At 71.2% G+C, this 26,012-nt stretch carries 25 protein-coding genes, 2 pseudogenes and 1 CRISPR repeat array; of the genes and pseudogenes, 14 read left to right on the top strand and 13 right to left on the bottom strand.

The window, feature by feature from the left end; all coding sequences use genetic code 11:
* Nucleotides 1-169: 169 nt before the first annotated feature.
* Nucleotides 170-310 (bottom strand): annotated as a pseudogene (locus ACFVHV_RS00675) (NAD(P)-binding domain-containing protein); the annotation flags it as partial.
* Nucleotides 311-340: 30 nt separating this feature from the next.
* Here ACFVHV_RS00675 and ACFVHV_RS00670 point away from each other — a divergent pair.
* Nucleotides 341-1,114: a glycosyltransferase family 2 protein gene (locus ACFVHV_RS00670; protein WP_380347949.1), complete on the top strand. Its 774-nt coding sequence runs from the start codon at nucleotides 341-343 to the stop codon at nucleotides 1,112-1,114.
* A 615-nt stretch (nucleotides 1,115-1,729) separates the two neighbouring features.
* Here ACFVHV_RS00670 and ACFVHV_RS00665 read toward each other — a convergent pair.
* Nucleotides 1,730-4,354 (bottom strand): ABC transporter, encoded by a 2,625-nt coding sequence (locus ACFVHV_RS00665; RefSeq protein WP_380347837.1) that lies wholly within the window; start codon nucleotides 4,352-4,354, stop codon nucleotides 1,730-1,732.
* A 261-nt stretch (nucleotides 4,355-4,615) separates the two neighbouring features.
* On the opposite strand from ACFVHV_RS00665, the pseudogene ACFVHV_RS00660 reads away from it, so the two are divergent.
* Nucleotides 4,616-4,702, top strand: a pseudogene (locus ACFVHV_RS00660) (IS5/IS1182 family transposase); the annotation flags it as partial.
* A 112-nt stretch (nucleotides 4,703-4,814) separates the two neighbouring features.
* On the opposite strand, the gene ACFVHV_RS00655 reads toward ACFVHV_RS00660, so the two are convergent.
* From ACFVHV_RS00655 to ACFVHV_RS00610, 10 genes are all read right to left on the bottom strand, one after another.
* Nucleotides 4,815-5,111 carry a hypothetical protein gene (locus tag ACFVHV_RS00655; protein ID WP_380347835.1) on the bottom strand — a complete coding sequence of 99 codons (297 nt, stop codon included), beginning with the start codon at nucleotides 5,109-5,111 and terminating at the stop codon, nucleotides 4,815-4,817.
* 1,113 nt (nucleotides 5,112-6,224) lie between these two features.
* Nucleotides 6,225-6,665, bottom strand: a complete 441-nt coding sequence (locus ACFVHV_RS00650; RefSeq protein WP_380347834.1) for an NUDIX hydrolase — start codon at nucleotides 6,663-6,665, stop codon at nucleotides 6,225-6,227.
* 20 nt (nucleotides 6,666-6,685) lie between these two features.
* A complete protein-coding gene (locus ACFVHV_RS00645; RefSeq protein ID WP_380347832.1) occupies nucleotides 6,686-7,477 on the bottom strand; it encodes an STM4013/SEN3800 family hydrolase in 792 nt (263 codons plus the stop codon).
* 1 nt (nucleotide 7,478) lies between these two features.
* On the bottom strand, nucleotides 7,479-7,976 hold the full coding sequence (locus ACFVHV_RS00640) for a hypothetical protein (protein ID WP_380347830.1): 498 nt from the start codon (nucleotides 7,974-7,976) through the stop codon (nucleotides 7,479-7,481).
* Entirely contained in the window at nucleotides 7,960-8,607 is a 648-nt protein-coding gene (locus ACFVHV_RS00635; protein ID WP_380347828.1) for a dTMP kinase, read from the bottom strand. Before ACFVHV_RS00635 ends, ACFVHV_RS00640 begins: the two co-directional genes overlap by 17 nt.
* Nucleotides 8,604-9,644 carry a radical SAM protein gene (locus ACFVHV_RS00630; RefSeq protein WP_380347826.1) on the bottom strand — a complete coding sequence of 347 codons (1,041 nt, stop codon included), beginning with the start codon at nucleotides 9,642-9,644 and terminating at the stop codon, nucleotides 8,604-8,606. The genes ACFVHV_RS00635 and ACFVHV_RS00630 overlap by 4 nt, the downstream gene beginning before the upstream one ends.
* A 353-nt stretch (nucleotides 9,645-9,997) precedes the next feature.
* Nucleotides 9,998-11,308, bottom strand: coding sequence for a helix-turn-helix domain-containing protein (locus ACFVHV_RS00625; protein WP_380347825.1), 1,311 nt, complete (start codon nucleotides 11,306-11,308; stop codon nucleotides 9,998-10,000).
* A 254-nt stretch (nucleotides 11,309-11,562) separates the two neighbouring features.
* Nucleotides 11,563-11,835: a CRISPR direct-repeat array (repeat unit 29 nt; unit sequence GGAGCTATCCCCGCGAGCGCGGGGCCGAC).
* 182 nt (nucleotides 11,836-12,017) lie between these two features.
* Nucleotides 12,018-12,323: an ASCH domain-containing protein gene (locus tag ACFVHV_RS00620; RefSeq protein WP_380347823.1), complete on the bottom strand. Its 306-nt coding sequence runs from the start codon at nucleotides 12,321-12,323 to the stop codon at nucleotides 12,018-12,020.
* 374 nt (nucleotides 12,324-12,697) lie between these two features.
* The gene (locus tag ACFVHV_RS00615; protein ID WP_380347821.1) at nucleotides 12,698-13,216 is read right to left on the bottom strand and encodes a GNAT family N-acetyltransferase; all 519 of its coding nucleotides are present in this window, start codon (nucleotides 13,214-13,216) and stop codon (nucleotides 12,698-12,700) included.
* Nucleotides 13,213-14,484, bottom strand: a complete 1,272-nt coding sequence (locus tag ACFVHV_RS00610; protein WP_380347819.1) for an XRE family transcriptional regulator — start codon at nucleotides 14,482-14,484, stop codon at nucleotides 13,213-13,215. Before ACFVHV_RS00610 ends, ACFVHV_RS00615 begins: the two co-directional genes overlap by 4 nt.
* Before the next feature lie 232 nt (nucleotides 14,485-14,716).
* Between ACFVHV_RS00610 and ACFVHV_RS00605 the strand changes: the two genes are divergently transcribed.
* From ACFVHV_RS00605 to ACFVHV_RS00560, 10 genes are all read left to right on the top strand, one after another.
* Nucleotides 14,717-15,283, top strand: coding sequence for an ATP-binding protein (locus tag ACFVHV_RS00605; RefSeq protein WP_380347817.1), 567 nt, complete (start codon nucleotides 14,717-14,719; stop codon nucleotides 15,281-15,283).
* A gap of 526 nt (nucleotides 15,284-15,809) precedes the next feature.
* Nucleotides 15,810-16,754, top strand: a complete 945-nt coding sequence (locus ACFVHV_RS00600; protein ID WP_359896517.1) for a hypothetical protein — start codon at nucleotides 15,810-15,812, stop codon at nucleotides 16,752-16,754.
* Complete coding sequence (locus tag ACFVHV_RS00595; RefSeq protein WP_380347815.1) at nucleotides 16,751-17,314, top strand: helix-turn-helix transcriptional regulator; 564 nt, start codon at nucleotides 16,751-16,753, stop codon at nucleotides 17,312-17,314. Before ACFVHV_RS00600 ends, ACFVHV_RS00595 begins: the two co-directional genes overlap by 4 nt.
* Entirely contained in the window at nucleotides 17,311-18,402 is a 1,092-nt protein-coding gene (locus ACFVHV_RS00590; protein WP_380347813.1) for a hypothetical protein, read from the top strand. Before ACFVHV_RS00595 ends, ACFVHV_RS00590 begins: the two co-directional genes overlap by 4 nt.
* A gap of 22 nt (nucleotides 18,403-18,424) precedes the next feature.
* Nucleotides 18,425-19,696 (top strand): hypothetical protein, encoded by a 1,272-nt coding sequence (locus tag ACFVHV_RS00585; protein ID WP_380347811.1) that lies wholly within the window; start codon nucleotides 18,425-18,427, stop codon nucleotides 19,694-19,696.
* 42 nt (nucleotides 19,697-19,738) lie between these two features.
* Nucleotides 19,739-20,218, top strand: a complete 480-nt coding sequence (locus ACFVHV_RS00580) for a hypothetical protein (RefSeq protein ID WP_380347809.1) — start codon at nucleotides 19,739-19,741, stop codon at nucleotides 20,216-20,218.
* Between the two features lie 44 nt (nucleotides 20,219-20,262).
* Entirely contained in the window at nucleotides 20,263-21,117 is an 855-nt protein-coding gene (locus tag ACFVHV_RS00575; protein ID WP_380347807.1) for a type II CAAX prenyl endopeptidase Rce1 family protein, read from the top strand.
* Nucleotides 21,118-21,196: 79 nt separating this feature from the next.
* The gene (locus ACFVHV_RS00570; RefSeq protein ID WP_380347805.1) at nucleotides 21,197-21,568 is read left to right on the top strand and encodes a hypothetical protein; all 372 of its coding nucleotides are present in this window, start codon (nucleotides 21,197-21,199) and stop codon (nucleotides 21,566-21,568) included.
* 97 nt (nucleotides 21,569-21,665) lie between these two features.
* Nucleotides 21,666-22,247 (top strand): hypothetical protein, encoded by a 582-nt coding sequence (locus ACFVHV_RS00565; protein WP_359896531.1) that lies wholly within the window; start codon nucleotides 21,666-21,668, stop codon nucleotides 22,245-22,247.
* Nucleotides 22,244-22,624, top strand: a complete 381-nt coding sequence (locus ACFVHV_RS00560) for a hypothetical protein (protein ID WP_380347803.1) — start codon at nucleotides 22,244-22,246, stop codon at nucleotides 22,622-22,624. Before ACFVHV_RS00565 ends, ACFVHV_RS00560 begins: the two co-directional genes overlap by 4 nt.
* Before the next feature lie 542 nt (nucleotides 22,625-23,166).
* Here ACFVHV_RS00560 and ACFVHV_RS00555 read toward each other — a convergent pair.
* The gene (locus ACFVHV_RS00555) at nucleotides 23,167-24,357 is read right to left on the bottom strand and encodes a helix-turn-helix domain-containing protein (RefSeq protein ID WP_380347801.1); all 1,191 of its coding nucleotides are present in this window, start codon (nucleotides 24,355-24,357) and stop codon (nucleotides 23,167-23,169) included.
* Between the two features lie 198 nt (nucleotides 24,358-24,555).
* Between ACFVHV_RS00555 and ACFVHV_RS00550 the strand changes: the two genes are divergently transcribed.
* Together ACFVHV_RS00550 and ACFVHV_RS00545 are read left to right on the top strand one after the other, a co-directional pair.
* Nucleotides 24,556-25,101, top strand: coding sequence for an NUDIX hydrolase (locus ACFVHV_RS00550; RefSeq protein WP_380347799.1), 546 nt, complete (start codon nucleotides 24,556-24,558; stop codon nucleotides 25,099-25,101).
* 60 nt (nucleotides 25,102-25,161) lie between these two features.
* Complete coding sequence (locus ACFVHV_RS00545; RefSeq protein WP_380347797.1) at nucleotides 25,162-25,905, top strand: NTP transferase domain-containing protein; 744 nt, start codon at nucleotides 25,162-25,164, stop codon at nucleotides 25,903-25,905.
* The last annotated feature ends 107 nt before the right edge of the window (nucleotides 25,906-26,012 follow it).

Raw genomic sequence — 26,012 nt, 5'->3', positions numbered from 1 at the left:
CTGAGCAGCACGGGTGGAGGCCGAGGGCAACCGCCCGTCGAGGCGGAACGGATCCGGCGCCCTCCGCCCTCGCGATCCGGGGTGAGCGCCCCGGCCGTACCGGCTTGGGCGACACGGCCGGGCCGCCGTCGCCAGGGCAAAGGGACTCGCCCAGCGTCCAGGCGCAGGACTCGACGTAGGACTCACTGGCGATGAGCTGCTTGATACGGTGCTGGTCCACGTCGTAGCCGACGACACGGTGGCCCACCTCGGCGGCGCGCACGGCGAGTGGCAGCCCCACGTGGCCCTGACCGGCGACAACAACATCCATGACGACTCCAACCCGGGTGAGGAGCACGCCGTGCCCCTGGTTTCTGTGGTGATGCCGGTGCACAACTCGGCCGCCACTCTCGGCACGTCGGTGCGCTCCGTGCTCGCGCAGACCCACGCAGACGTGGAGGTGCTGGTCACCGACGACTCGTCCACCGACGACTCCATGGACCTGCTGCGGGACCTGGCCCGCCAGGACGAGCGGGTGCGCCCGCAGGCGGCGCCCGAGCAGGGCGGCGCGGCCAAGGCCCGTAACCTCGCCCTGGAACGGGCGCGGGGGGAGTACCTGGCGTTCCTGGACAGCGACGACATGTGGTTGCCCGGCAAGGTGGAGCGGCAGCTCGCATTCGCCGCCGGGGGCGATGCTCCACTGACGTTCACCTCCTATTACAAGGTCGCCGGCGACCACACGGGCGAGGCCGCCGACTTCGTCCCGAACGGTCGGGTGGTCGTGGCACGGGAGCGGGTGACGTACCGCGACATGCTGGTGCAGGACCACATCGGGACCCTGACCGCCATGTACGACCGGACGGCGTTGGGCACGCGGCTGATGCCGGACATGCCGAAGCGGCAGGACTACGCTCTATGGCTGTCGATCATGAGGGACGGGCACGCCGCCCGCGGCCTGAAGGAACCGCTGGCGGTCTACAGGGCCGGCCGGGCTGGGTCGCTGTCCTCGAACAAGCTGGCGCTGGTGGAGCACAACTGGCGGCTGTACCGGGAGCACGAGCACCTGTCGGTCCCGCGGTCGACGCTGGCGCTGTCCGGGGCGGTGTGGCACTCGGTGCGGAAGGCGCGGATCTAGCATCCGTTCACGAGCTCCGGGCGATCGGCGTCGCCGTTCGGGCCCCGCCCCGTTGCCGTGCCGCGTGCTCGGCGGCTGGACTGGGGCGGGACTCGATGGGTCACCGGTGCCGTCGGCCTGCTGCACGGCCGAACCGAGGGCGCCCGGCGCGCGCAGGAACAACTGGAGGAGCAGCCGCCTGTCTGCGGCGGCGATGGCCTCCTGACCGCTCTGAAGCGCCTCCCGGCCATGCAGGATGTGCCCGCTGGTTCACGATGAGGTAGTCCCCGGGCTGGAGCATGAAGGAGACCTGCCCCCGGACCGGCTCCTGGGACCGCCACCTCGGCCGCGAAGGCCGTCGCCAGCCGCCGGAACCGGTCGTCGGTCCCCAGCACCTTGGCGACGTTCCCCAGGCGCAGCACGGCGTATCCGCCCGCAATTCCTCCACCCGGGCCGGCTCCACCCACTCGCGCCTCTCCAACGCCCCCAGAACCGACGGCATCCGTCACCTCCGACCGGCCCCGCACCGACACAACGGTTCGAGCATGCCTACCAAGAGACGGACAGATACCTGACCTGGAAAAACGTGACCCTGCCTTCGGATTGGGAATCGCTTCTCATCAGATCGGCAAGGGCTCAGGTACTCGTCCGTGCCGACAGATGACGGCCCAGGTGGGAGGCGGTCAAAGTGTCGTACTCTCGCACGATGTCCGCAGGGTGGCCTTCGGCGACGATGCGGCCGCCGTCGTCGCCCGCCCCCGGTCCGAGGTCCAGGACCCAGTCCGCGGCGGCGACGGTGCGCAGGTCGTGTTCCACCACGACGACCGTGTTCCCGGCGTCCACCAGGCGCTGCAGCTGCCCGACGAGGAGGTCGATGTCGGCGGGGTGCAGCCCGCTGGTGGGTTCATCGAGGAGGTACAGGGTGTGGCCGCGCGGCGCGCGGTGCAGCTCGCTCACCAGCTTGATGCGCTGGGCTTCCCCGCCGGACAGCGTCGTGGCGCTCTGGCCCAGCGTGAGATAGCCCAGGCCGATGTCGGAGAGGAACTCGAGGATGCGGGCGGCGGGTTGCACGTCCTGGAGGAACTCGAGGGCCTCGTCCACGCTCATCGCCAGCACGTCGGCGATGGTTCTGTCGCGGTAACGCACCAGGAGCGTGCCGGGGTTGTAGCGGGCGCCCTTGCAGACCGGGCAGGGGGAGGTCTCTGTGGGCAGGAAGAGGAGTTCGATGCTGACGACTCCGTCGCCCAGGCAGTGCGGGCAGCGCCCCTGTGTCACGTTGAAGGAGAACCGGCTCGCGGTGTAGCCGAGTTCCTTCGCGGCCGGCTGGGCGGCGAACAGCTTGCGGACGCTGTCGAACAGGCCGGTGTAGGTGGCGAGGTTCGAACGCGGTGTGCGCCCGATGGGCTTCTGGTCCACGACCGCCAGCCGGTCGATGTCCTCGAGCCCGGAGCTGGCCCGTACCGTCACGCGGTCCTCCTCCAGGTCCCAGACCGGCACCTCGGCCTCCTCCTCGTCGACGGTCTCCACCGACGCGGGCCTACGGGCGATGTCCTGCGCGGTCTCATCGGCGTGCAGGTGGTCGCGGACCGTCTCCGCGAGGGCACGCCGTACGAGGGTCGACTTCCCGGACCCGGAGACGCCGGTGACCGCGGTCAGCGTGCCGAGCGGGAAACTCGCGTCCACGTCATGGAGGTTGTGGCCGGTGACTCCAGTGAGGCTCAGCCATCCGTCCGGTTGCCGGGGCTTCTCGGGGCCGGGCACCGTGGGCGCGCTTGGCGTGAGGTACCGGGCTGTCACCGATTCCTCTGCCTGGTCGAGCTGCCCGGCGGGGCCGTCGTACAGGACCCGCCCGCCGTGGCGGCCCGCACCGGGACCCATGTCGACGATCCAGTCGGCCGAGGCGAGGACCTGGGCGTTGTGTTCCACGACGAAGACGCTGTTCCCGGCTCCTCTGAGCCGTCGCAGCGCGGTGAGCAGCAGCTCGGTGTCGGCGGCGTGCAGGCCGGCGGAGGGCTCGTCCAGGACGTACAACACGCCGAACAGGCCGCTGCGGAGCTGGGTGGCCATGTGCAGGCGCTGGAGTTCGCCGCTGGAGAGGGTCGAGGTCGCGCGTCCGGTCGCGAGGTAGCCCAGGCCCAGGTCGATCAGTGTGCCGAGCTGGTCCTGGAGGCCGCTGATCAGGGCGTGCGCGGCCTGCCTGCGTTCGGCGGGCAGGGCCAGGGTGTCGGGGTGGTCGCGCGCGGTCTCCAGGAAGGCCGAGAGCTGGGTCAGCGGCATCGAGGTGGCGACGGAGATGTCCTGCCCGGCGACGGTCACCTCCAGGGCCTCCGGGTTGAGCCGCTTGCCGTGGCAGGTCGGGCAGATCTCCTGGGTCATGAAGGAGACGGCCTTGGCCCGCAGGTGCGCTGCTTTGGAGGTGGCGAAGGTGTGCAGCACCCACTTGCGGGGGCTCATGTAGGTGCCCTGGTAGGAGCGTGCGATGCGGTGTGCGTCGCGGATCGGGTGCACGGTGACCGTCGGCTGCTCGTCGGTCGTCAGCAGCCACTCGCGGCGGGCCGCGGGCAGGGTACGGAAGGGTACGTCGATGTCCACGCCCAGCTCGGCGAGGATGTCGCGGTAGTTCTTGCCCTGCCAGGCGCCCGGCCACGCGGCGATGGCGCCCTCCCGGATGCTCAGGGAGTCGTCACCGACGAGCTTGCCGTCGTCGACGGTGTGCAGGCGCCCCAGACCGGAACACGTCCGGCACGCGCCCACCGCCGTGTTCGGCGAGAAACTGTCCGAGTCCAGCGGCGCGGCGTCCCGGGGGAACGTCCCGGCCAGATCCTCGGGAGTCCGGCCCGCCGGGTAGGTGCCGGCGCGGGAGTACAGCATGCGCAGCACGTTCGAGACCCGGCTGACGGTCCCCACCGTCGAGCGCGTGCTGCCCCCGCTGTGCTGCTGGCGCAGGGCGACGGCCGGCGGCAGACCGGTGATCGCGCCGACCCTGGGCGCCGATCCCTGGTCGATCAGCCTGCGGGCGTACGGCGCGACGGACTCGAGGTAGCGCTGCTGGGCCTCGGCGTAGATGGTGGCGAACGCCAGCGACGACTTGCCCGACCCCGACACCCCGGTGAAGGCCACCACCTGGTCGCGCGGCACGTCCACATCGACGTGGCGCAGATTGTGCTCGTCGGCACCCCGGACCTTGATCAGTCCGTCGTGACCGGCGTCCTGCGGTGCGGTGTGCGACGGAGGAGAATCCATTCGTGCGTGCAGTGCCATAGGTGAAACGTATCCGCGCAGCTCTGGCGGCGCCCGTGTGGATGATCGGGTGACACCAATTTGCGCACGCTGTGGACGGTTCGACCGCACTGCACTTGCCCTCTGACCCGCGGAACCGCCGGCCGAGCCCTTCGCCGATGTCGGTCGTACAGTGATTTCATGCGGCCCGTCTCCCAGAGAGAGCGCAAGGGGCGCCCTTCGAGGTCATCAGCCCCTACCGGCCCGGTGGCGGCCATTGCCGAGCTGGCTGGGAGTGTGGGCGAAGCCGTGATCCACATCGCCTCGATCGACCACCCCGCCAAGCGCATGACGGACGAGACCACACCAACCTGGCGAGGAACCTACTAGGACATAAAGGGCGATCCGTCTGCGATCAAACGCCCTCTGATGCCCGGGCGTGATCGAAATGTGCGAAGCAGCCCGCTGTCTGCCGGACAGGGGCATGGTCGGTTGAGGGTTTTCAGGGCGCGCGCACCAGTGCCCCGACCGAGGTCGCCGCGACCTGCTCGATGAGTGCGATGCCGGTCTCCCGCGTGGGCTGACCGTCGGTGAGCACGACGACGAGCAAGGTGTGTCCCGCACGTTCGACGATGCCCACACTGTTGACGGCCCATAGCTGAGGTACCCCGCCCGGGAGCCAGCCGTTCTTCAGTACCGGCAGGTCGCCGGGCGCTCCCGCGGCGCCGACGCCCCAGTTCTGTCCGTCAATGATGGCGCTCATGAGGGCCCGCACGTACGACCGGGATTCGGCGTTCAAGGGGGAGTCCCGCGTGAACACGGCCTTCAGGAGGGAGATCTGGTCACGGGCTGTGGTCCGGGTCAGTCCCCAGGCTCCCCTTTGGCCGGCGTGTGCCGGGGTGAGTCCGAATCGGGCGTTGGCCGCGTCCAGACCTTGGCGTCTGCCGATGTCGATCCAGAGTTTCTGTGCCGCGTCCCCACGGGCGCGAGGCCGACACTTCCTGACCTGCTGCGATTGGGCTCAGAGTGCGCCAATCCATTCAGTTCGAATCTGGAGCCCCGCGTGTGCCGGGCTGGCGCCCGGAGGTCAACTCTCCCAACTGCGCCCCGACGAAATGGGCCTGAGCCTTCGACGGCATCGTACGGGCTATTGTCAGGCATGGGCGTCTGAGGACGGGTTCGCCGGTGCGAGTGTCGGTCAGGGCCCGGGGGCGGAGCGGCTGACGCGGGACGACCTTCAGCTCGGCGATGCCGCCGTCCTCGCCCCCGACGCCCGGACCCGAAACATCGCGGCGTCTAAGCAGCAGCGCGACCTGCCTGTCCGTCTCCTATATCACCAGGTCGGGCTTGTAGTCACAGCCGCTCCAGGGCGACCAGCATCCGTGATCGTACGGTCATCCGCCACCACGGCCGTGTTCCTTGTGGACGGGTCGGCGAGCGCGATACGACGCAGCACCTAAGCGTCCCGCAACTGGTACGGCAACGGATAGTCGGATTCACCCTCCCCTGCGGAGCACGTCGACGTGTCCGCGCCGCTGGCCGACTGATGTCCTCGCTGTGGCAGCACCGGACGCGGCCCCGGCTGCTCCTGCTGGCGTACGCGCGGGCCGGCGACGCCGGCGGCGGGAGCCTGCTGGTGAACGGCCAGGCCGTCCTCGCCCAGCTGGCTGCGCACCACCCTGCCACCGTCGAGGTGCTCGTCGCAGAGCGGGCCGCCTACTTCGGCGGATCGGGCGGCCGCTTCTGCCCGGTCCCCCCACGCATCATGCCGTTCTTCCCGCCGGTGCGTTCCCGTGGGAACACGCTCGGGAACACCCCAGGGGAGCTGGACACCGGCTCCAGCCGTCCCTGGACCGACGGCGCGTCGCCCGACGCCGGAAGCGAAGTCCTTCCGTCAGGCGCACAACTGTGCTCACGCAGCGGTCGGCAACCGGTCGGCGAGGAGCAGCGCCAGGGGGCCGCCCTGGAGGAGGAACCGCCCCTCGCTGACCGCGGCGAGAGCTTCCTCCATCGGCCACCACATCAGCTTGAAGTCGTCTTCCCCAGGGGCCGGCTCCTGGGGGCCGAGGGTGAGGTCCCGGGCCTCGAAGAGGTGGAGGCGCGCCGTCGAGCCCGGCACGATGGCGTACGACCCGAGCGGACGCCAGGTGGCGGCCGTGATTCCGGCCTCTTCGCGAAGCTCGCGCTGCGCGCACTCATCCAGTTTCTCGTCGCCCTCCTGGCGTCCTCCAGGCAGGAACAGATACTCGCCACCGTGCAGGGGGAACGGCGCGGTCAGCACGGCGACCAGGCCGTTGGAGTCACGGGCCACGACGACGGCCGCGTCCCGGGTGGGCAACTGCGTGTTGGTCATGCACGGAGGTTAAGCCGCGGTCAGACCACCATGCTGGCGAACGGCACGTTCGTCACCGTCGGGTGGATGATCCCGCGCCCGTGGTAGCCGTCCTCGCCGAAGGCGTCCCCGTGGTCGGCGCACATGATGACCAGCCACCTCCTGTCGCTGGTCAGGCCGTCGACCAGGTCGCCCAGGTGCTCGTCGGCGTACGCGAGGGCGGCGGCCTGCGACTGCCAGGAGTCGGAGCTGTCGCCGAGGTAGTGGCCGTGGGGGACGTGCGTCGCCGAGACGTTGACGAACAGGAACAGCGGCCGATCCGCACGCGCCCGGGCGACTTCGAGGGCGTGCTCGACCTGGTAGCGGGTCGAGTCCGGCTCCGGCGAGCAGAAATCCGGCCGCCAGAAGTCCTCGTCGAACATGTCCGGCAGGACGGACCCGAGCGGCGTCTCCCGGGAGAAGTACGTGACGCCGCCGATGCACACCGTGCGGTAGCCGTGCCGGCCGAGCCCGACGAAGAGGTTCGGCGCGTCGAAGACGAACGTGCGCGGGTCGACCGTCTTGAACGCCGGCGGCCGGCACTCCCACAGCCGCGGGGGCTGATGCGGCTGCGGGAGCTTCGGCAGGAAGCCGGAGAAGAACGCCACGTGCGCGGGCAGGGTGAACGTACCGGGCGTCCGGCGCTCCTCCCACTGCCCTCCCGGCACGAGGCCGGCCAGTCGGGGCGTCTGGCCGGCGTGCATCGTCGCCCGGGCGACGTCGTAGCGCAGCGAGTCCAGGGTGACGAACAGGATGTTCGTCCCGGACCCGATGACGGTGGCGGCGTCGATCACGTCATCCCTCCGCGGTGGCATAGTGCTTGGCGAGGTCGGGCCGGTGGACGACCCGGCCTTTGGAGTGGTCGTTGACGGGGATCGGCACCTTGTCCCGGGCGATGAGGTCGCAGATCTTCTCCAGGCCGGTGCCCACGGTGATCGCGGCCCCGTCGGCGGCGAGCAGCTGGATCGTCACCTCCACGCCGACCGTGCTGATCCGGGCGCCGGGCACCTGGAGGGTGCGGATCGCGTAGGCCAGCAGTTCCTCGTCGCCCTCGCCGACGACGGACACCGTCGCGGCAAAGTGCCGGCAGTTGATCGCGCCCCGGTTGAACAGCCCGCAGTACTGCTTGGCCAGCTCGCTGCCGTCGTGCACCAGGGCGACGCCGTGCGCGCCTGTGGCGAGCACAAGGCAGGACCCGACCCACCAGGCGACGGCCGGGTGCAGGTCGACCGGGTGCCGGCCGGTGATCCGGTCCTCGGCGAAGACCTTGGAGAGGTCAACGGGATTGAGCACGGCGGTCCTCCAGCAGCGAGTGGATCTCCTCGGCGAGCTCCTCCGGGGTGCGCCCGTCGGTGCTGATCGGCACGCCCGTGGTGTCGGTGGCGGCGAACAGCCGGTACAGCTCCTGGACGTGCGACAGCAGGGCGGGCCGGCGGGCCAGGAACCGGTCCGTCGCGGCTCGGGCCGGCCGGGTGTCCATCCGGCGCCGGATCTCCTTCTCGGAGGTCTCCAGGTAGACCGTCAGGTCGGGCCGCGGCAGGTAGCCCAGGTACGGACGGAACGCGCCGGCGGCGACCTCCAGGTCGAGCTGGTTCACGGCAGCGTGGTTGACGACGACCGAGGCGGACCACCGGTCCGCGACGAGGTTCCCGCTGACCAGTGCGCGGCGCGCGGTGTCGGCCGCGTCGAGGGCGCCCGTCAGATGGAAGGCGAACTGGGTCAGCGCGCCGCCGTGGTCGTTGACGTAGCCGATCAGCGAGCTGAGGGGACGCGGGATGACGTGCAGGGTCTGCGCGCCGAGCCGGTCGGCGAGGAGGCGGGTCAGGGTGGACTTGCCGGAGCCGCTGATCCCCTCCAGCGCGAGGAGAGCGCCGTTGTGGCCGGTGATCGGCGGCTGGTAGCAGGGGTGCAGTTCGAAGCTCACAGCGTTCCCTCCGTGAACGAGGCGACGTGCCCGGCGACCGCCGTAGCGATCGCGGCCGGGGCGTCGGCGGTGGCCAACAGGTCGGTGAGGTCGAGTCGGAGGTCGTCGCGCAGCAGGCACGGCTGGAGGCCGCCGGCGTGGTCCAGGCGCAGCGACCAGAATCCTTCGACGCACTGCGGCCGAATCGGGCAGGTCCCGCACTGGCCGACGTGGTGGCGGCCGAGTTCACGGTGGATGACCTCGACCTCCAGGCCGTCGATGGTGAAGACGCGCCGGCCCTGGCCGACGCCCGCGATCTCGACACGCTCCTCGCGGGTGAGCGTGCGCAGATGGGCCACCAGCCCGTCCGCCGGAACCGCCGCGCTCTGCTCGGAGGCGTTGAAGTCGGTGTCGACCAGCTCGATGAACTGAATCGGCAGCCGGCGCTCCAGCGCGTACTGGAGGATCGCGTGGACCTCGTGCTCGTTCTGCTTCTGGAGCAGGGTGTTCAGCTCGACCCGCTCGAAGGCCTCCCGGGCTGCGTCGATCCCGCCGAGGACGGTCGAGACCGGCAGTCGGGTCTTGGCGATCTCTCGGAACGTCTCGTCGCTGAAGTAGTGCAGCGAGACTTTGATCTTGTCGAGGACGGTGTCCCGCAGCCACGGCATGGACCGGGCGAGCAGGATGCCGTTGGTGATCAGCGAGAAGCTGACGTCCGGGGCAACGAACTGCCGCATGCCGTCGAGGACCGGCTTGGCCAGCTTCGACGCCAGGGTCTCACCGCCGGTGAAGTACACCCGGGTGAGGCCCTGGTCGATCAACGTGCCGATGATGGTCACGTAGTGCTCGGCGCACAGGACCCGCCGGCGCGGCTGCCGGGTGCGGTCCTCGCGTGTGGTGCCGGGCGGGACGTCGCCCTCGTTGTGGCAGAACCAGCAGGCGATGTTGCACTTGGGGCCGAGGGAGACGCGGAGCTGGCCACGCAGCGCAGCGAAGTTCCGCAGCGCGGTCACGCTGACGGCCGGGGTCGGGCGGGGCGAGAGGGTGAGGAGGGTCACGACACACTCCTGTTCTCGGGACGGAGAAGTGCCTTGCTACGGGTGGGGCTGATCCGGCGTGGTAGCGGCCGGGGATGAGGAGAAGTGCGCTGCCTCGGCGTGGTGGATCAACAGGCCGAGGACGCCGGTGCCGAGGAGGTCCAGAGCGACTCAGGAGGACGTCAGGAACGTCCCCAGACGGTCGCGGGCCGGGGCGGCGTGTTTCCGGCGCGGGTGAGGGCAGTAGACGTAGGACGTGGTGCTGTTCGTCAGCATGGGGTCTCCGGCAGCGTTGGGAGTCCGGCTTTCCCAGTGAACCGCCACCCCGATGGCGTGATGCGTAGTCGGACTACGGGCCGTAGTCCGACTACGGGTCAGCCGATCCGCACACCCGCCCGGAGCGCGAAGTCCTGTACTCCGGGCAACTTGCGATCGTGCCGCAGCAGGCCGACGGCGAGGTCACGGACGGCGCCGCGCCGGACTTCCTGCGGAGCTGCTTCCTCGGCAGCGAGGAGAGCGCGGTAGCACTGCTCCGGCTTGCCCCACTGGTCGAACGCCCTGGCAACGTCGATGAAGAAGCGGGCCTGCCGCTCGGCGGTCGGCAGCGCCGTCGGGTCGATCGTCCGGGCCAGCTCGATCGCCCGCCCGGCGTCACCGAGTTCGTAGTGCACCGACAGCTCGTGCAGGGCAACACCCTGGATGCCGTCCACCAGCCCGGAGGAACGGCCCGCCGCGGCAGCGCTGTCGGCGGCTTCCTTGATCAAGGCGTGGGCGTAGGAGCGGTCACCACCCTTCGCCGCGGTGTAGGCGGCCGTGGCGTACAGATCGCCTCGTGTGGCAAGGCGCGAGGCCTCCGGAACAGAGGCGTCGGCGAACAAGTCCTCGGCTGCGACCACCACGATGTCCGTCGCCCTGGCCAGGCTGCCCTGACGACGCCAGGAACTGGAGACCATCCGCTGCGCCTCCGCGACGACCAGCGGGTCACCGGCCTGCCGGGCGGCAGTCAGTGCGCGGTCGGACGTGATCGACACCAGGTTGTTCGTGCCGACCTTGATGCACAGCCGGACGGCGATGTTGTACAGCTGGGCGGCGTTCCGAGCGCGTTCCTCCACCGTGCCGACCATGCCAGCCGCGGCGATCCGGCCGGGTAGGGCCTCGGCCAAGGCGTCGTACCGAGCCGACTTGAACTCCTTCCGGGAGGCCAGCACGGACGCTGCGACGCTTGCCATGCTCGGATCGCGGCGGGGAGCCGGGAGCCGATTCGGGCCGTACAGCAGCAGGTCCTCCAGGCCGCCGAGCGGCGACGAGGCCTCGGCGTGCGCGGCCTGCTGGCCGGCAAACCCGGCACCGAGAGCGGCGACGGCCAGGGTCAGGAACGGGCGGCGTCGCACGTCTTCGTCCTCCTCGGCACCGGAAGTCGTCGCCAGCGTACCCGGGCTGACTCGCCGTCGCGGTGATCTCGACCTCTTTGCTGCGGGCTGTGGCAGCGCCATCAACATGTCGACCTCGACTCCCAGCACCGAGGCCATCCGACGTAGGAGCTGCACGTCCGTGACCCGCTGGACATCTCGCTCGACCTGGGACATCCAGTCCTCGCCGTGGTCGAGCTCCACTGCGAGCCGCAGCTGTGTCCAGCCCATCTCCGAGCGACGAAGCGAGATGAACCTGCCGAACGTCTCGGCCACCGTTCCCCCGGTGCACGTAGTCAGGACGCTACGGACCGCTACCATAGCTGCGGAAGGGGCACTCCTGGTAGAGCACCCCTCCCGGCATCACTTCCCGCCACGCCAGGCCAGGATGGACGCCCAGTTGGCCTTGATGGCCGCGCGGTGGCGTTGACCGGGCGGGCTACCATGCGGCGGGTAGCAAGCCCCAATAGGCCACCGCGGGCCGTCGTTCGGGCCGACCTGCCCGGCCAATACCCGTCGCAGTACCGCGCGGATCTATCCCCGCGAGCGCGGGGCCGACGACGAGTTCGTCCGGCAGGCCGCGGGCACGCAGGAGCTATCCCCGCGAGCGCAGGGCCGACATCGGCCCGGTCGCGTGGCGGTGGTGCCACTGGGAGCTATCCCCGCGAGCGCGGGGCCGACGGGGCAACCGCAGCCCTCGCGACGCTCGCGGTGGAGCTATCCCCGCGAGCGCGGGGCCGACATGAGGTAGCGCTGGGCGGTGCCGTGCTCGCCGGAGCTATCCCCGCGAGCGCGGGGCCGACACTTCCTGACCTGCTGCGATTGGGCTCAGAGTACGCCACTCCATTCAGTTCGAGCGGGGCCGGCATGCCTTGGTGGGGGCCGGGTCGGGGGTGGGCGGGTGCCTCGCGCACCGCGGGGCCCGGGCCAAGGGGGCGGCGGGTCATGCTCAGCCCCAACGAGCCGCCTGTCTGCCGGGACACGGTCAGTGCTGGCGTGCAACATCGCCCTCGGTAGCAGGGGCGAGCTGCAAGTGGATCGCGAGAACGCCGAGTGCTTCCTTGGCCGGCGGGTAGATCTCGCGGCAGGCGGTGAGCAGTTCGGCCCGGTCCATGCCCTCGCTGCCGATCGCCTCGTTGTCCTCGGCGTCGAGCATCGCCGCGAAGGTCTGATACTCGGCAACCTTCAGGACCTGGGTGCGGCAGCGGGTCTCGCCGGATTCGAAGACGAGGACCTGGCCAGGGCTGATCCTCCGCATGCTCGGGTAGCCGACGCGGCCAGACGGTCCCACAGCAGGGCCCGTACTGCCGGTGAGGCGTCGCGGCCGGCCGTCTCGCAGGCCACAGTGGCGAACTTGACTCCGGAGCTGCCTCCGATGGTCCACTCCAGGTAGGCGAGAAAGGCGTAGGAGTTCGCGGTCAGCGAGCTGTCCTCGGCGGCCTGAGCTGCGGTCATCGAGGTCAGGAAGTGCACGCGGGCCTCGCTGTGAAGGCCTGCGTCAAACGCCGCCCAGCCCGCGAGCTGGGCCTGCTCGGCCATGACACCGCGCAGGCCGATCCCGGTGATCTCGGTGTAGACGCCCAACGCAGGGCGACAGCACCAGCCGCCGGCCGCCCTTTCACCCTCACGAGCGATGTACACGGCCACCAACCCGTTGTTCTGTGATCAACCTGTGGCTGGCAGCTCGTACACCATGATCGCGTAGAGCGGGGAGTCGATGAAGGGACGGTGCTCACCGACCTTGTGGTAGCCCCAGGATTCGTACAGCGCCTGGATCTTGGGGCGGGCGGTGTCGACGGACAGGACGGCCATCGCTTCCGTCCGATCGACAAGGAGCGCCTGGTGGAGCTGCTGGGACAAGCCCTGCTTCCGCCAGCGGGGGCGGATCATCAGCTCGGACACGCCGAAGGTCGCGGCCCGTTCAGGTGCGGGCATGCACTCGCGCCACCACTCCTTTCCTTCGGCGAGCGGGGCACCGTAGGTGAAGCCAATCGGCTCGTCGTCGTCGTAGCCCACGACGCAGCTGAACCCGGGCTTCTCGCTCCAGTGGTCAACGAACCAGGGGAAGCGCTGCACAAACTCCTCGTCGCGCCGGTCGTGGTAGGCCTCGTCGTGCACGTCCAACAACAGCTGACGCAGGCCTTCGGGCAAGCTGCCCTGGGGGAAGCGGCGGATCTCTATCATGGCTGGTGGTCCTCCTCATTGGTGCGGATGCGGTCTCTCCATTCCAGCGTCTCGCGGGAGTCGGGCGCCACCTTGATCAAGCCACGATGGAAGTCACCGAGGAGAGAGCGCAGCCGGCCCGGCAACGGATCGCCAGCCATCAGAGTATGGGCCTGAACGGCTGTCACGCAGGCCGGCTCGACCTCGTTCTGGTAGAGCTGCGCGAGCGCCATTCTGGCGGTCACCATTGCCGTGTTGCGCCGGAAGTGGCTCGGGATGCCGGCCAGCGAGCGGTGACATGCGCCCTCGGCCTTGGCGTACTCGCCAAGGTGTTCGTGGATGATCCCGGTCAGGCCGTGCAACTCCGGGGTGCCGAAGAACGCCGTCCATGACGGGCGGGGCACGTCGTTGGCCGCGTGGGCGAGGGCGTCGTTTGCGTGCCCGATGTACCGCAGTGCGGCCTGGCGGTCGTAGAGAGCGGCGTGACCGATCGCCGCCCGAGCATGGGCAAGCGCGGCGAAGAACGGGTCGCGCCGGGCGATTCCACAGACCTGTGCAGCCTGAGCGGCAGCCAGGGCGAGCGGGTACCGGCGCTGCTGGTAAGCCATCATCGAGGTCGCGTTCCACAAGCGCAGCTCGGAGGTGCTGTCGCCCGCCAATCCTGCCAGTGTCAATGCTCGGTCCAGGTGTTTTTGGGCCTGATCGAACTGGCGGGCGTCCACGCATGACCATGCGGCGGTGGCGGTGTAGTCGGCGGCGACCGAGTACAGCGCGCTGCGTACCCGCTGGCTGGCGGGCCGGTCCTGAAGTCGCGTTGCGGCCTCGGCGCCTGCGAGCGAGGCACGCTCAAGGTCCTGGTGGCCGCCCCGCTCGTTGTCCAGCTCGGCCAGCGCCCTGAGGCCGGCTCGCAGTCGCTCTACATCGGACTTGCCCACCGCGTTGGGCCGTGAGGACAAGCCGGGGACGCCGGCCGCCGCAGCGGCGGCCGGTGCAGCAGCGAGGAAGCGTCGGCGATGCATGGGGTCCTCCGGCGGAACAGGGTGCTTGGTACCTGGGGGAGAGAAGCCGAGCTCTTTGCTCGTGCACCCGAATACTGCCTCCAATGCGGCACGGGTCTTCATCTGGGGCCAGCGAGTTCTTCCGGTCATGAGGTTGTAGACCGTGCGCTCGGAGAACGCACCCAGGGTGCCGCTCTCTCGGGCGACATGGTCGTTCATCAGCTGGGCCAGCTCGGCTTGCAGCAGTCCTCGCTCGGCCATCTGCTGCTGAAGTAGGACGTTCTCCCCCATGCACTCAACGTAGCGCCACTGTCACCACAGCGCTGACGCTCCGGTGAATCCCACAGCCGGTTCTTCCGGTTTCGTGCGAGCGGAAAGCCCGTACTTCTTCCTGCCCTACACGGTGCTGATGGTCGTTCACTGGGTGTCAGTCGCCGGAACGGTGGGCCGGATCCTCGGGCCCGCAGGAAGGCCGACTGCTGCAGTGACCCTGAAAATGACCCGAGTGAGTGAGGCGCCCCCCATGGAGCCGAGATCACGCACCATCACCACGCAGTTCCCCGCCAAGCGGGCACAGCTCAGGGACCTCCGCCGCTGGGCCAGGGAGGCCCTGCCGCTGCTGGGCCTCGATCCGCACCAGGTGGACGTCGTGCAGGACGGCGTGGAGCTCGTGCTGAGCGAGCTCGGCACCAACGCCGTCGTGCACGGCTGCGGTGGCGACCGGCCGGACGTGACGTTGACCGCTTCCCTGGAGTACGTCGCAGGAGTGCTGCGGGTGTCGGTGACCGATCCGGGGCCCGGGCGGCCGGAGCACCGGCCGGTGGACGACGAGGCGACCTGCGGCCGCGGCCTGCGGCTGGTCAACCGGCTCGCGTCGCGGTTCGGCGTCGATCCTCTTCCCGAGGGCGGTAAGGCGGTCTGGGCGGAGGTCACGTTGCCCGCGTCCGCGCGCTCGACGGCCGCCCTTGCCGAGCAGGTCGGCCTGCAGATCGCGGTGCTGCGCGCGGGCACCGCGCTGCGGGAGTCCAGGCCGCGGCCGGCCGTCGGCATGCTGCCCGGGCAGCCGGCGCTCGACCGAATACCGGCGTGACCGTCTCCCTGTAGACCTCCGGTGCCGTCCGCCGCACGCCTTCCCGCGTGGGCGGCACCGGACTCCGGAACGCCTGCCCCGGCTTGATCTGCCGGGGTGGGCAGCGGAAGAGCAGTGCCCCCGTGCGCGCACGCTCACCGCGGTCCGGGCGCGCCTCCCGTTGCTCTCGGGGAGGCCGGCCCGGACACCCGCGGGGCCCAGCCTGTCCAGGGCGGCCCCGCGAACCCAGGTGGTGCCGTCCCCCCGAAGACGGCGTCGCCCGGTGTGCGGGCCCGGCCGCTGGGGAGCTGCGCCGGGCCCGCGCACCCACCAGCACCCGCCCCTGGGGAGAGGCGGGCAGCCCGGGCCCAGGGCGCCACCCCCGTGCGCCCCGGCCCGGGCGAACCGGACGAGCGGAGAGCGGAGGGACTGCACTCCGCCCGTCCGTCCCGGCACGTGCCACCCGGCACGGGGCCGGCCGGTCCGGGACGGCCCGTTGGCCGTCCCGGACCCCCTTCTTCCACCGAACTTCGTATCGAGGACTGCTGTGAGCGTCGGAACCCGCACCCGAACTCTGCTCAAGACCACCAGCCCGGCCCGCAGAACGGACGTCGCGGCCTCCTACGAGGCCCTGACGCAGGCCTGTGCGGCCAGCGGGATCGACGCCCGGCAGGCCGAGCTGGTCAGCGACAGCCCGAACCACCTGTGGCTGCTGCCCGCCTCGCGCACCTTGGCCATGGTGCACCCCGACCCGGACGAGGCCTGGGCCCTGATCCGGGGCGCGCGATTCCTGCGGCAGCACGAGGTCCTCGCCACCGCACCCCGGTACGGCGACGTCCGAGCGGACACCGCGGGACAGACGGTGACGTTCTGGCCGGACCCGGGGCAGCGGAGCCCCGACACATCCCTGTCCGGGTGGGTGACCGCCCTCACCCACCGGATCGACCCCCGGACGGCGCCGTGGCTGCGCGAGCACGACCCGTTCGCCGGGCTGCTGGACGGTCTGGACGACGCCCCGCTGAACGCGGCCGCCCGCCGTTTCCTGCGCGAGCGCACCATCCAACTGCACGAGGAGTGGGACTACCTCGACTGGCCGACCCCGGACACCGTCGTTTTCGGCACCCTCGGCATGGTCCCGGTCCACGACGACGGCGTCCACGCCGGGACCCTGCTGCGCCGCCCGCTGACGCGCGGCCACAGGGAGTGGGACCTGGTCGCCGCCCGCTGGCGCTCCGAACTGCTCACCGGCCTCCGCCAGGACCACCGGACCTACGCCGACACCTACCTGGCCTACGACATGGAGCAGCAGGCCTACCCCTACATCGGGGCGTGGTCCGGCTACCAGGTCGTGCGCGACGTCGTGGTCCTCACCGCGGTGATGGACGCAGTCCGCAGTGCCCACCTCGACCAGCGGGCCCGCGCGGAGGCCGCGCACCGCGTTGCGTGCCTGCGCGGCGCCCACCCGGCCCCGTGGAACTGGGGGCCGCGATGACGACCTCCCGCCCGAGCGGGCCCCTGCTGCCGGTGGTCCACGAGCCCGCGGTCATGCGGTGCGGCCACTACGTCGCCGAGGAGATCCCCGGACACGAGGCCCTGGTGCTGAGCCACCTGGTCACCGACCTGAACGCGATCGAGATCGCGGCCGCCGTCAACGCGATGCCCGGGCGCCGGAACGCCGAGAGGCTGACGCCCAACGTGGTGCGCAGGAGCCTGCACTCCCTGCAGGAGCGGCTCCGGGCGAGCACCCGGGAGCAGATGGTGGACGTGGCCTGCCGCGCGAAGATCCTGCTGCCCCCGCGGACGGAACCGGCAAGGCCGCTCCCGAAAACGCCTCTGGCCCACTTCCAGCTCCGGGCCCAGGGCTGGACCAGCCAGGAAATCGCCGGCTACTTCGGGGTGACACCGGCCACGGTCACCACGTACCTGGCCGACATCCGGCACCGGGCCGGCACCCGCGGCAACCCCGCGGCCGTCTTCCGCCTGCACGGCGTGCCCGGCGCCCTGGACGGCTCGCCGAACTGCCCGATCTGCGCGTCGAAGGGGGCGGCGTGATCCGGCCCTACGCCGGTCCGTGGGACCGGGAGTCCGTGGTCCGCGGCGAGCTGTGCCCCACCTGCGGGGGCCGGATCGTCCTGACCCGGGAGCAGCGCGACGTTCTGGTGCTCACCGCCGCCGGCAGGACGATCCCGGCGGTCGCCCTGCGGATGGGTTGCAGCACGGGGGTCGTCTGCTACGAGCTCAAGCGGCTGCGGAGTATCACCGGTGCCCGCAATGCGGCTCACCTTGCTGCGATCGGTGTGCGGGCCGGCATCGTGCCGGCGGTGGGGCCCGACCGTCCGCCGGGCCGTCTGGACTCCACCCAGGTCCGAGTGTTCGCCCACATCTCCGCGGGGCTCATGCCGCGCGAGATCGCCGAGATCACCGGGCGCGGCCCCGCAGTGGTCCGCGACGCCGTACGCGAGGTGGGCGAGCTCCTCGGAGTGCAACGGATCCCGGCCATGATCACCATGCTGTTCGGCCTGGGGGAACTGCCGCGCCGTCACCACGGGTGCTCGCGGCCGGCATGCGTGCTGAGCCGCCAGCAGCAGGAGCTGGCCACGGGCCCGCGCCAGGAGGCCCGGGAAGCGGCCGCACGCTGGGCCGAGGACGTCGCGGCCGCGGCCGTCTGGCGTACCGAGCACCGCCGGGCCCGTCAGGAACTCGCCGACGCCCTGGCCAGGCTGGACGACGGGATGACCGAGCTGCGGGCCGCCCGCTTCGAGGCGCAGGAGGCCCTGGACCTGGTGGCGGCGCTGACCGCCGAGACCCTGGCCGACGCCCGCGGCAGCACCTCGCAGCTGCCCCCCGACCTGGCCGACATGCGGGCCAGGGCGATGGCGAACCTCACCGACCTCGGGGTCGTCCTGCGCAGCGCCCAGGTCGTCAACGACCGCCTGGCCGCCGTGGAAAAACGCCAGGACCGGCTGGAGCAGAGCCAGAGCCGGCTGGCCGCCGGCTTCGAGCGGCAGGCCGAACTTGCCGCCCGCCACCGGGCCCACGCCCTCGTGGCCACCACCACCCCCGAGCTGCGCGCCGAGCGCCCCTTGGTCCCTCCCGAGGCCAGGCCCTGGAACTCCCCCCGGCCGCCCACCACCCTCTGACCCCCACGAGGACACGACCACCATGCCCACCCCGCTCCCGCCGAGCGCCCCGGCCGGCGTCATCCCGCTGCCGGCCGCCGACCTCCTCACCCACGACCCCAGCAGCCCGCTCGCCGACCCCCACCGCCTGGTCGGCGACGACTGGCTCACCCCCACCGTCGACGCGGTGCTGCGCCTGCTCGACCAGGCCGACCCGCGCGCACTCGCGGCCGGCTCCCACACCGGCCCCGGCCACACCCTGCTCCTGCTCGCCGCCCCCCGCGACGGCCACCCGGCCTGGTACCTGCGCCTGCCCGACGGCACCGCCGCCGCGCCCCGGCCCACCGGGCGCACCACCGCGGTCCTCCCGCTGGCCGGCACCCTGCACCTGGCCCTCTACCGCGACCAGGACGACATCGACCGGCAGAGCCCCCAGTACCTGCGCACCCTGCACCCCGGCCAGCTGTGCCTCCTCCACGCCGGCGCCACGACCCTGCTCGCCGGCGCCCCGGACAGCGTGCAACTCGTCCTCACCCACCTCCCGCCGACCGACCCCGACCTGCTGCCGCTGAGCGCGGCCGACTACCCGGCCGCCGCCACCACCGCCCGCTACCGCCTCACCGCGCCGCGCCGTGACGACGACCGACCCGGCGGCGCGTTGCCGGAGGACATCCCCGACCTGCGCGGCGCCGACCTGCCGCGCCTCCACGCCCAGGCCGGCGCCCTGCACCGCCTCGCCGCCGACCGCGCCCTGCTGTCCTACCTCACCACCACCACCGTCCTGGCCCCCGAACGGTACGAGGCCTCCCGCACCACCCTGCTCGAAGACCGCCTGGTCCTGGCCGCCGCGGACGACCGCGGCTTCGAGATCAGCCTCAACACCCGCCACCACCCCGCCACCCAGCGCGTCCCGCACAACCACGCCCACCCGCACACCGTCCGGGTCCTGGCCGGCGGCTACCTCCACACCGTCTCGCTGCGCACCGACGGCCGCACCGACGGCCCCTTCACCACCCGCGACCTGCGCCGGGCCGTCACCACCACCGAGCTCCCGGGCAGCTCCTACACCCTGGCGCCCACCCTCGTACGCCAGGCCGCGATGCTGCCCCGCACCAGCCTCCTCATGCTGCGCGGCCCCCACGCCGCCGACGCGCACGCCGCCGCCGACCTGGTCCCGGCGCTCTTCGCCTGTCGGGAGTCCGCCGACAGCGAGACGCCGCCGCTCTCGCGCCCGCTGACCGACGACGAGCACCGCACCACGTACTCGTGCCTCGCCGAGGACGACGTCATCGACTGCCTGCCGCCCCGCCCCTGAGCAGCACCCTCCCACCCCTGCGACCGATCGGACCCGACCCGCATGCTCCTGCCGTACTCCAAGCTCGACCCGCTGTACCCGCCCGGCCGCTGCGTCTACGCCCAGGTCATCATCCGCAACGCGTCCGGCGGCGTCTTCCAGGTGACGACCAACGCTGACGACAACCGGGGCTGGGACGTGCCGACCTGGCGCGCCATCAGAGACCAGGCGCCGCACGATGCCGCCCGGCACGCCGCCCGGCGCGACGCCTCCCTGGATGTCGACACCCTGCGGCTGCTCGTGGTGGACACCACGCCCACCACCGAGACCACTGCCGAGGCGTACTGGCTGGTCTTCGACGGCGGCACCCTCCGCGACGAGCAGATCTCCTGCCAGGAGCTCCCGAAGCCGGGCGAAGTCCACGACGGGATGCGGTTCACCGATCCGAGCCGCATTCCCTCCGGCCGCATCCAGGCAGCCCTGCGACGCCTCGCCGACCCCAGCGCCCCCGTGCTCCTGGCCGACGGACACCCGGTCACCTGAACCGCACCGCTTCATCACCGAGATCCACCGACCGCTGAGAGACCATGACCGCCACGACCACCCCACCCCACACCCGCACCAAGCCCGCGACACTGCGCTGGCTGCTGCTATGGGGCACCCTCGCCACCACCGCCTACGCCGCACAGATCGCCGAACTCGCCTACCACCTCGCCGACCACCGAATAGGTGCGGGCCCGTTCGCCTGGATCGAATGCGCCGGCGTCCTGGCCGCCGCCACCTGCACCATCCGGCTGCGCCTGACCCGGGGCGGCACCGAGGCCTGGCGCGACCCCGTCGTCCTCACCGCCGCCGTGCTCGCCCTCTGCCGACTCACCGTCGCCGCCGAGGACGGCAGCGTGGCCGGTGACCTGCTCCGCCTGCTGCTCAACCCGCTCGTCCTCGCCCTGCTCGCCGCCGAGCTGATGCGCCGGGTCGGAGCACCGGTCCGCTTCACCCGGCCGACCTGGCGCACAGCCGGCCTCGCGGTCCTGTCCGCCCTGTGCTACCTCCTCGCCCTCCGTGCGGCGGCCGCGGTGGCCGATCTGATCGCCCAGTACTACCCCGTCCCCGCCCCGACGGCCGGGTTCGACGCTCACGATCACGTGCCCGCCATCGCGCTCGCGGCGATGAGCCTGGCGCTGCCCCTCATCGAGGAACTCGTGCTCACGGGAGCGCTCGTCACCATCGGCCGGCAGCTACGCGTACCCGTGCCGGTCCTGCTGGCAGCCGCTGCTGCCGGCCGGATCGCCCTGCACGCCTACCTGGGCGCGCCCGGCCTGGCAAGCGCCGTCTTCGCGGTCGCCGCCGTCGCCCTGTACTGGGACCAACGACGCCTGCTCCCGCTGGTGGCAGCGCACGTCGCCTGGGACCTCCACGCCCTCGTCCTCGCCCCCGCGTAGAACACAGCACCCCCCTTCCTGCCCAGGCCGTCGACCGTGGAACCACCCGCCGCCGGCCCCCTACTCACCAGAAACGATCATGACCTCCTTAGAAATCCTCAACGACGCCGGCTCCGACGGAGACCACCTGGCCGACGGCCTCAGCAACGCCCTCAGCGCAGCGGCGCCGATGGTCGAGCAGATCTCAGGCCTCTCCCTGCCCCCGCGGGTGACGGTGCGACTCGCCACCCCGGAGGCGAGCCGGGCACTCTCGGTCCTCCACGTGGGGCGGGTCTACGGCACGGCCGCCGAACGCCTGGCCACGCGCGAGACGTTCGACATTGCCAAGAAGATCGCCGACACCCCGGTCACCCCGCACCGCAACGCCGTCCTGGTACGGCGCGACGGCCCTTCTTCGTCAGGCGCGAGCACATCACCGAGCACAGCCGCGCCCTTCGCATCCCGATGGTGAACGTCGAACTCGGTGTCCTGGGGAGAACGGCCAGCGGGCCCCGGGCCGCATCGTCCTCGTCGGCCACCACGCCACCTTCTACGGCCCGACGCTGCGGATGATCGAATCCGAGTGGTTCAGCCGGGTACTCACTGCCCACGGCCGGGCCCTGGCCTGCGGTGACTTCAACGAGCCGGCACTGGGAGAGGAACTCGATGTCGCCACCATCGCCGACCGGGCACACTTCCACAACCGCACCCACTACGGGCACGGCGTCGGTCGGGTGCCGGACCACCGCACGGACGAGGGCTCTCACCGCCGCCGGGTCGTCGACCTGGCCCGCAAGGTCGGCGGTGCGGCACTCGCACCGACGGCCGGCTACGGCCCCGGTGCCGCTCACCGGGCGGTGGAACACATGGGCGGCGTCACCTCGGCCCGGAGTTCATCCACGCTCGCCGATCTGCGTTCGAGGTTCGCTCCGCAGTCCGACGTGCCCATGGTCCGGAGATTCCTGGAGAGCACCGCCTCCGTCGGCGCCGCACGAGCTGACCACTGCCGTGCCGTCCGGCTGGCTGGACGGACGAGTACGTCCGGCGAGTGGCGCACCCGCCTCGTGCCACAGGTCCCGAACTGCTCCGGTCGCGTCAGCGCTCAACCGGCCCCCACGCCCGGACACCGGCCGAGGGAAGGCCCACGATGACCCGACAGCAGAACCTCGGCTTCGCTCTGACCGTGACCGGTGGGCTGGAGCTCGCCGGTCACCTGCTGGCCGGAAAGCACGACGCGCCCATGATCGGAGGAATGCCGCGGCAGGGCACAGAGCGAGGATCCAATTGGTTGGTTGCCCAATCGATTCGACCCGAGGATGTCCCCATGCGTCGTGCCCTCACAGCGGTCGCCTTGTGCGCCACGACCGTTGCTCTCACGCTCGGAAGCGCGGGATTCGCCAACGCGGAGGCTTGGATCTACCCGCAAGCATGCGTGGACGGGGGCGGGCAGGTTTTCCAGATCGAACCCGGGCTCGGCAAGTGCGTCGGCGGGACGTACGACGGTATGGAGGTGCAAGAGCGACCCTGAGCCCATTCGATCTTCTCGCGAGTCCCGGAGCCGAGGCCGGAGACCGCGCCGCCGCCAAGCCTCCGTCAGCCGCCTGCGGCGGGCCCGCTCACCCGCTCTTGCGGCCGCGACGCCGGGGCGCTTCGGCTGAGGCCGTCGCCTCGGCGAATGCGGCCCAGTTGCCCTTCAACTCTGGCACGTATCTCGCACGCCGCCCCACACATACGAACCCGGCTACAACCGGTTCCTCTGCCACCGGCGGCGCCGCATCTGCCCCTCTTGACCCAGGCCCCGTCGACCGAGATGCTCGCCAGCAGCCGTGGCGAGCGCGTCGGTAGCCCTGACGGCCATCTCCGGTGTCATGCAGACGATCCTGCCGCATGGCCCTGCTCGCTCCGGTCACGCCATTTGCGGCCGGTGACACGGTTCTTACCGGCACTCCAAGTGGGTCCGATTGGAACGTCACGATAATAACGGGCCCGGTAAAACACTCTTGACCTGGTCAAACGCACAGATCGTGCTCCCTGGGGGGCGGGGCCGGCCGGTTTCCGGAGGTGCTTCGACTACCGAGCGGCCTGCCTGCGGGATGCGTGGCGCATGTCGGTGAGGGCGGAGGTCAAGCGGGCTGAGCCGACGGTGGTTGCGATCGCGGTGGCCTGGGCAGCGTGGTGGTCGGCTTCGATGCGTTCGCCTTGCCGGTAGAGCACGGTGGCCAGGCGGGCGGTGGCCATCGCCCGCACCCGGGTCTGGGCCTGGACGGTGCTGGCTTCGGCAGCCCGGCGTAGGTCGGCGACAACCTGCGGGTTGTCGCGGCCGGTGGTGGCGGACAGCAGGTAGAGGGCGAATCCGGTGTCGCTGCCGATCTTGGCTGCGGTGATCGTGGAGGTCCAGGCCGGTCCGGATGCGAGGTCGGTGACCCGGTCATAGGCGTGCTCGGCTGCGACCAGGTGGCGGGCCACTTGGCGTTCGTCGCCGTTCAGGGCGTGGATCTGGGCCAGGACGGCGCAGAGCATCGCCCGCACCGCTGCGGGCAGGCGCCCGCCCACCTCGCCTGCCAGCTTGAGAGCTTGCCCGGGGTGGCGCAGGTGGATCTCCTGGCGGACGGCGTTGGTGGCGAGGTGGCACAGCAGTCCGGTGTCGCCGTGTTCGCGACCGGCGGTCAGACCGACCTGGAACAGTGAGCGGGCCTCGTCGAACAGACCGGCATCGAACGACGCCCAGGCAGTCAGGTTCGCCAGGCGCGCGATCGCACCGAGCAGTGCACGGCGTACGGCCGGGCTGGTCGACGCCTCGGTGAGGCTGACTGCGGCGTGCAGCTCGCGCAGCGCGAAGTCGCGCACTGCGCGCCCGCCCGAGGCCCGGTCCCAGTGCTCCAGGAGGCCGGTACGCTCGGTGATGGCGCGGATGTCGCCCATGCGCAGGCGCGTGAGGGGCGGGGTAGGTGGCAGCAGGACGGTGAGGGCGGTGGCCAGGACGTCTCGGCGGTTCGAGGTGCTCACCTCCTCGTGGTGGAGCTGCTTGGCGCTCAGGCCCAGCTCGGCCGCGTTTTCCGCGCCCAGCACAGTGCAGAGGGCCTGCCGGTAGTGCTTGTGCGGCCAGGTGATGAGGCCACGTTCTATGCGTGAGACATAGCCGGCGTCAAACGGTGACTCCCGCCCGGTGTCCGCTTCAACCAGTGCGCGGACCTGCTCCGCGACTTGACGCCGAGTCAGGCCCCGAGTGAGCCGTGCGCGTCTGAACAGCGTGTTCGTCACAATGCCCCGCCTTCAACCTTCGGCCCGGGCAGCGAGCTCAGCGTGCTGGGGCTGCCGCAGACTGCCTACCGATCTGCTCTGCTGTTGTCACCCGATCCGGTGGTCTCCTGGAGATGCTCCACCCGCCACCAGGCACCGGCCGAGGAGCGGTGGTCGAACGGCCGCGCCGTACCGACCAGGGGCCGTACAGTCCTGGCCATGACGACCGACACCACCACTGCATCGTGGCGCGAGATCGACCGCACCACCGCCTTCAGCAAGTTCGGCCGGTCCGTGGACCGGGTCGAGTTCGAACTGCCCGACGGACGGAAGGAGGAGTTCTACCTCAAATGCGAGCGCCCGGCCGGCGCCGTACTCGCTCTCACTGCCGACCGGCAGGTCATCCTGGCCCGCCAGTACCGTCCGGGCCCCGACCGCGTTCTGCACGAACTGCCGGGCGGCTACATCGAACCCGGGGAATCCGCAGCGGACGCGATCGCCCGCGAGTTGCTGGAGGAGACCGGCTACCAGGGCGAGGTACGAGAGGTCGGACCCTACTGGCTCGATGCCTACTCCGACGTACGCCGCTTCGCCTTCGTCGCCACCGACTGCGTCAAGGTCGCCGAACCGCAGCCGGAGCGCACCGAGTTCATCGACGTCGTCACCCTTTCCCTGACCGAGTTCCGCGACTGCGTGCTCCGCCGGGGCGAGATGACCGACACTGCCGCCGCCTACCTCGCCCTGGACGGGCTGAGCCTCCTGTAGTCCCCCGAGACGGGCGGGCCGGCACCACATCCTCACCCACCCGCCACCCGGGAGGACCCCGTGACCGATCGGAGCACCACCGACACCGCCCCGTACTACAGCAGCGCACTCGTCTCCCTGCCCGCCCAGACCGTGGCCCTGGTCCTGGCCGGCGGCAAGGGCAGCCGCCTGCGTGCCGCGCCCGATGCCGAACTTCAGGGCACGCCGAAGGTGCTGGTGCCGATCGACACCTCCGTCGGCCGCACCCCGATGCTCGGCCACGCGCTCACCCGGCTCACCGTCGCCGGATTCCGCCGGATCGCCGTGCTCACCAGCACCGACCCCGCCACCGGTGCCGACGCAGTCGAGACCTACGCCCTCACCCACCCGTCGGCCCGGCAGGTGGAGCTGACGATCCACCGCGAGCAGCACCCGCTCGGCACCGCCGGTGCGGCCTACGCGGCCCTGGGCCACCTGTCCGATGTCCCGGCCGCGGTGGTGCTGCCCGCCGACACCCTCTTCCCTACCGTCCTGCTTCCGTCCGCCGTCACGGAGCACCGCTCCCGCCCGGCAGCGGTGACGTGGACCGTGACCACCGCGCCCGGCCGCTGCGCGCAGAACGCGGGCCGTCTCTTCCTCGACCCCGACGGCCGGCACGTCGTCCACGCGCTGGAGGGCGTGGACGCCACCCTGCCGGCCGGGAGCCGCAGCGGGCTGCGGCAGGCCACGAGCACGGGCGCCGTCGTCCTCACCCCTGCCCCGTTCCGGGCGCTGTTCGAGGAGTATGCCCGGCGCCTGGCCCACCCCGGCGAGGCGGACCTGTAGCGGCAGTTCATGCCCTGGGCGATCAGCCAGGGCCACCCGGTCGGGGCCTTCGACATCCGCACCTCGGCCCCCGACCTCGGCACACCCGACCGCTTGGCCGCCTTCGG

The sequence above is a fragment of the Kitasatospora sp. NPDC127116 genome, from assembly GCF_042677365.1.
Lineage (GTDB): Bacteria > Actinomycetota > Actinomycetes > Streptomycetales > Streptomycetaceae > Kitasatospora > Kitasatospora lactacystinica.
The sequence above is the reverse complement of the archived record's forward strand: the minus strand, read 5'-3'. Positions and strand labels throughout refer to the sequence as shown.

Bases quoted from the DNA above. Each gene is read 5' to 3' on its own strand.
- ACFVHV_RS00665 (WP_380347837.1), bottom strand. From the start codon at position 4,354: ATGGCACTGCACGCACGAATGGATTCTCCTCCGTCGCACACCGCACCG.
- ACFVHV_RS00650 (WP_380347834.1), bottom strand. From the start codon at position 6,665: ATGACCAACACGCAGTTGCCCACCCGGGACGCGGCCGTCGTCGTGGCC.
- ACFVHV_RS00615 (WP_380347821.1), bottom strand. From the start codon at position 13,216: ATGATAGAGATCCGCCGCTTCCCCCAGGGCAGCTTGCCCGAAGGCCTG.
- ACFVHV_RS00610 (WP_380347819.1), bottom strand. From the start codon at position 14,484: ATGGGGGAGAACGTCCTACTTCAGCAGCAGATGGCCGAGCGAGGACTG.
- ACFVHV_RS00605 (WP_380347817.1), top strand. From the start codon at position 14,717: ATGGAGCCGAGATCACGCACCATCACCACGCAGTTCCCCGCCAAGCGG.
- ACFVHV_RS00595 (WP_380347815.1), top strand. From the start codon at position 16,751: ATGACGACCTCCCGCCCGAGCGGGCCCCTGCTGCCGGTGGTCCACGAG.
- ACFVHV_RS00585 (WP_380347811.1), top strand. From the start codon at position 18,425: ATGCCCACCCCGCTCCCGCCGAGCGCCCCGGCCGGCGTCATCCCGCTG.
- ACFVHV_RS00580 (WP_380347809.1), top strand. From the start codon at position 19,739: ATGCTCCTGCCGTACTCCAAGCTCGACCCGCTGTACCCGCCCGGCCGC.
- ACFVHV_RS00575 (WP_380347807.1), top strand. From the start codon at position 20,263: ATGACCGCCACGACCACCCCACCCCACACCCGCACCAAGCCCGCGACA.
- ACFVHV_RS00570 (WP_380347805.1), top strand. From the start codon at position 21,197: ATGACCTCCTTAGAAATCCTCAACGACGCCGGCTCCGACGGAGACCAC.
- ACFVHV_RS00565 (WP_359896531.1), top strand. From the start codon at position 21,666: ATGATCGAATCCGAGTGGTTCAGCCGGGTACTCACTGCCCACGGCCGG.
- ACFVHV_RS00560 (WP_380347803.1), top strand. From the start codon at position 22,244: ATGACCCGACAGCAGAACCTCGGCTTCGCTCTGACCGTGACCGGTGGG.
- ACFVHV_RS00550 (WP_380347799.1), top strand. From the start codon at position 24,556: ATGACGACCGACACCACCACTGCATCGTGGCGCGAGATCGACCGCACC.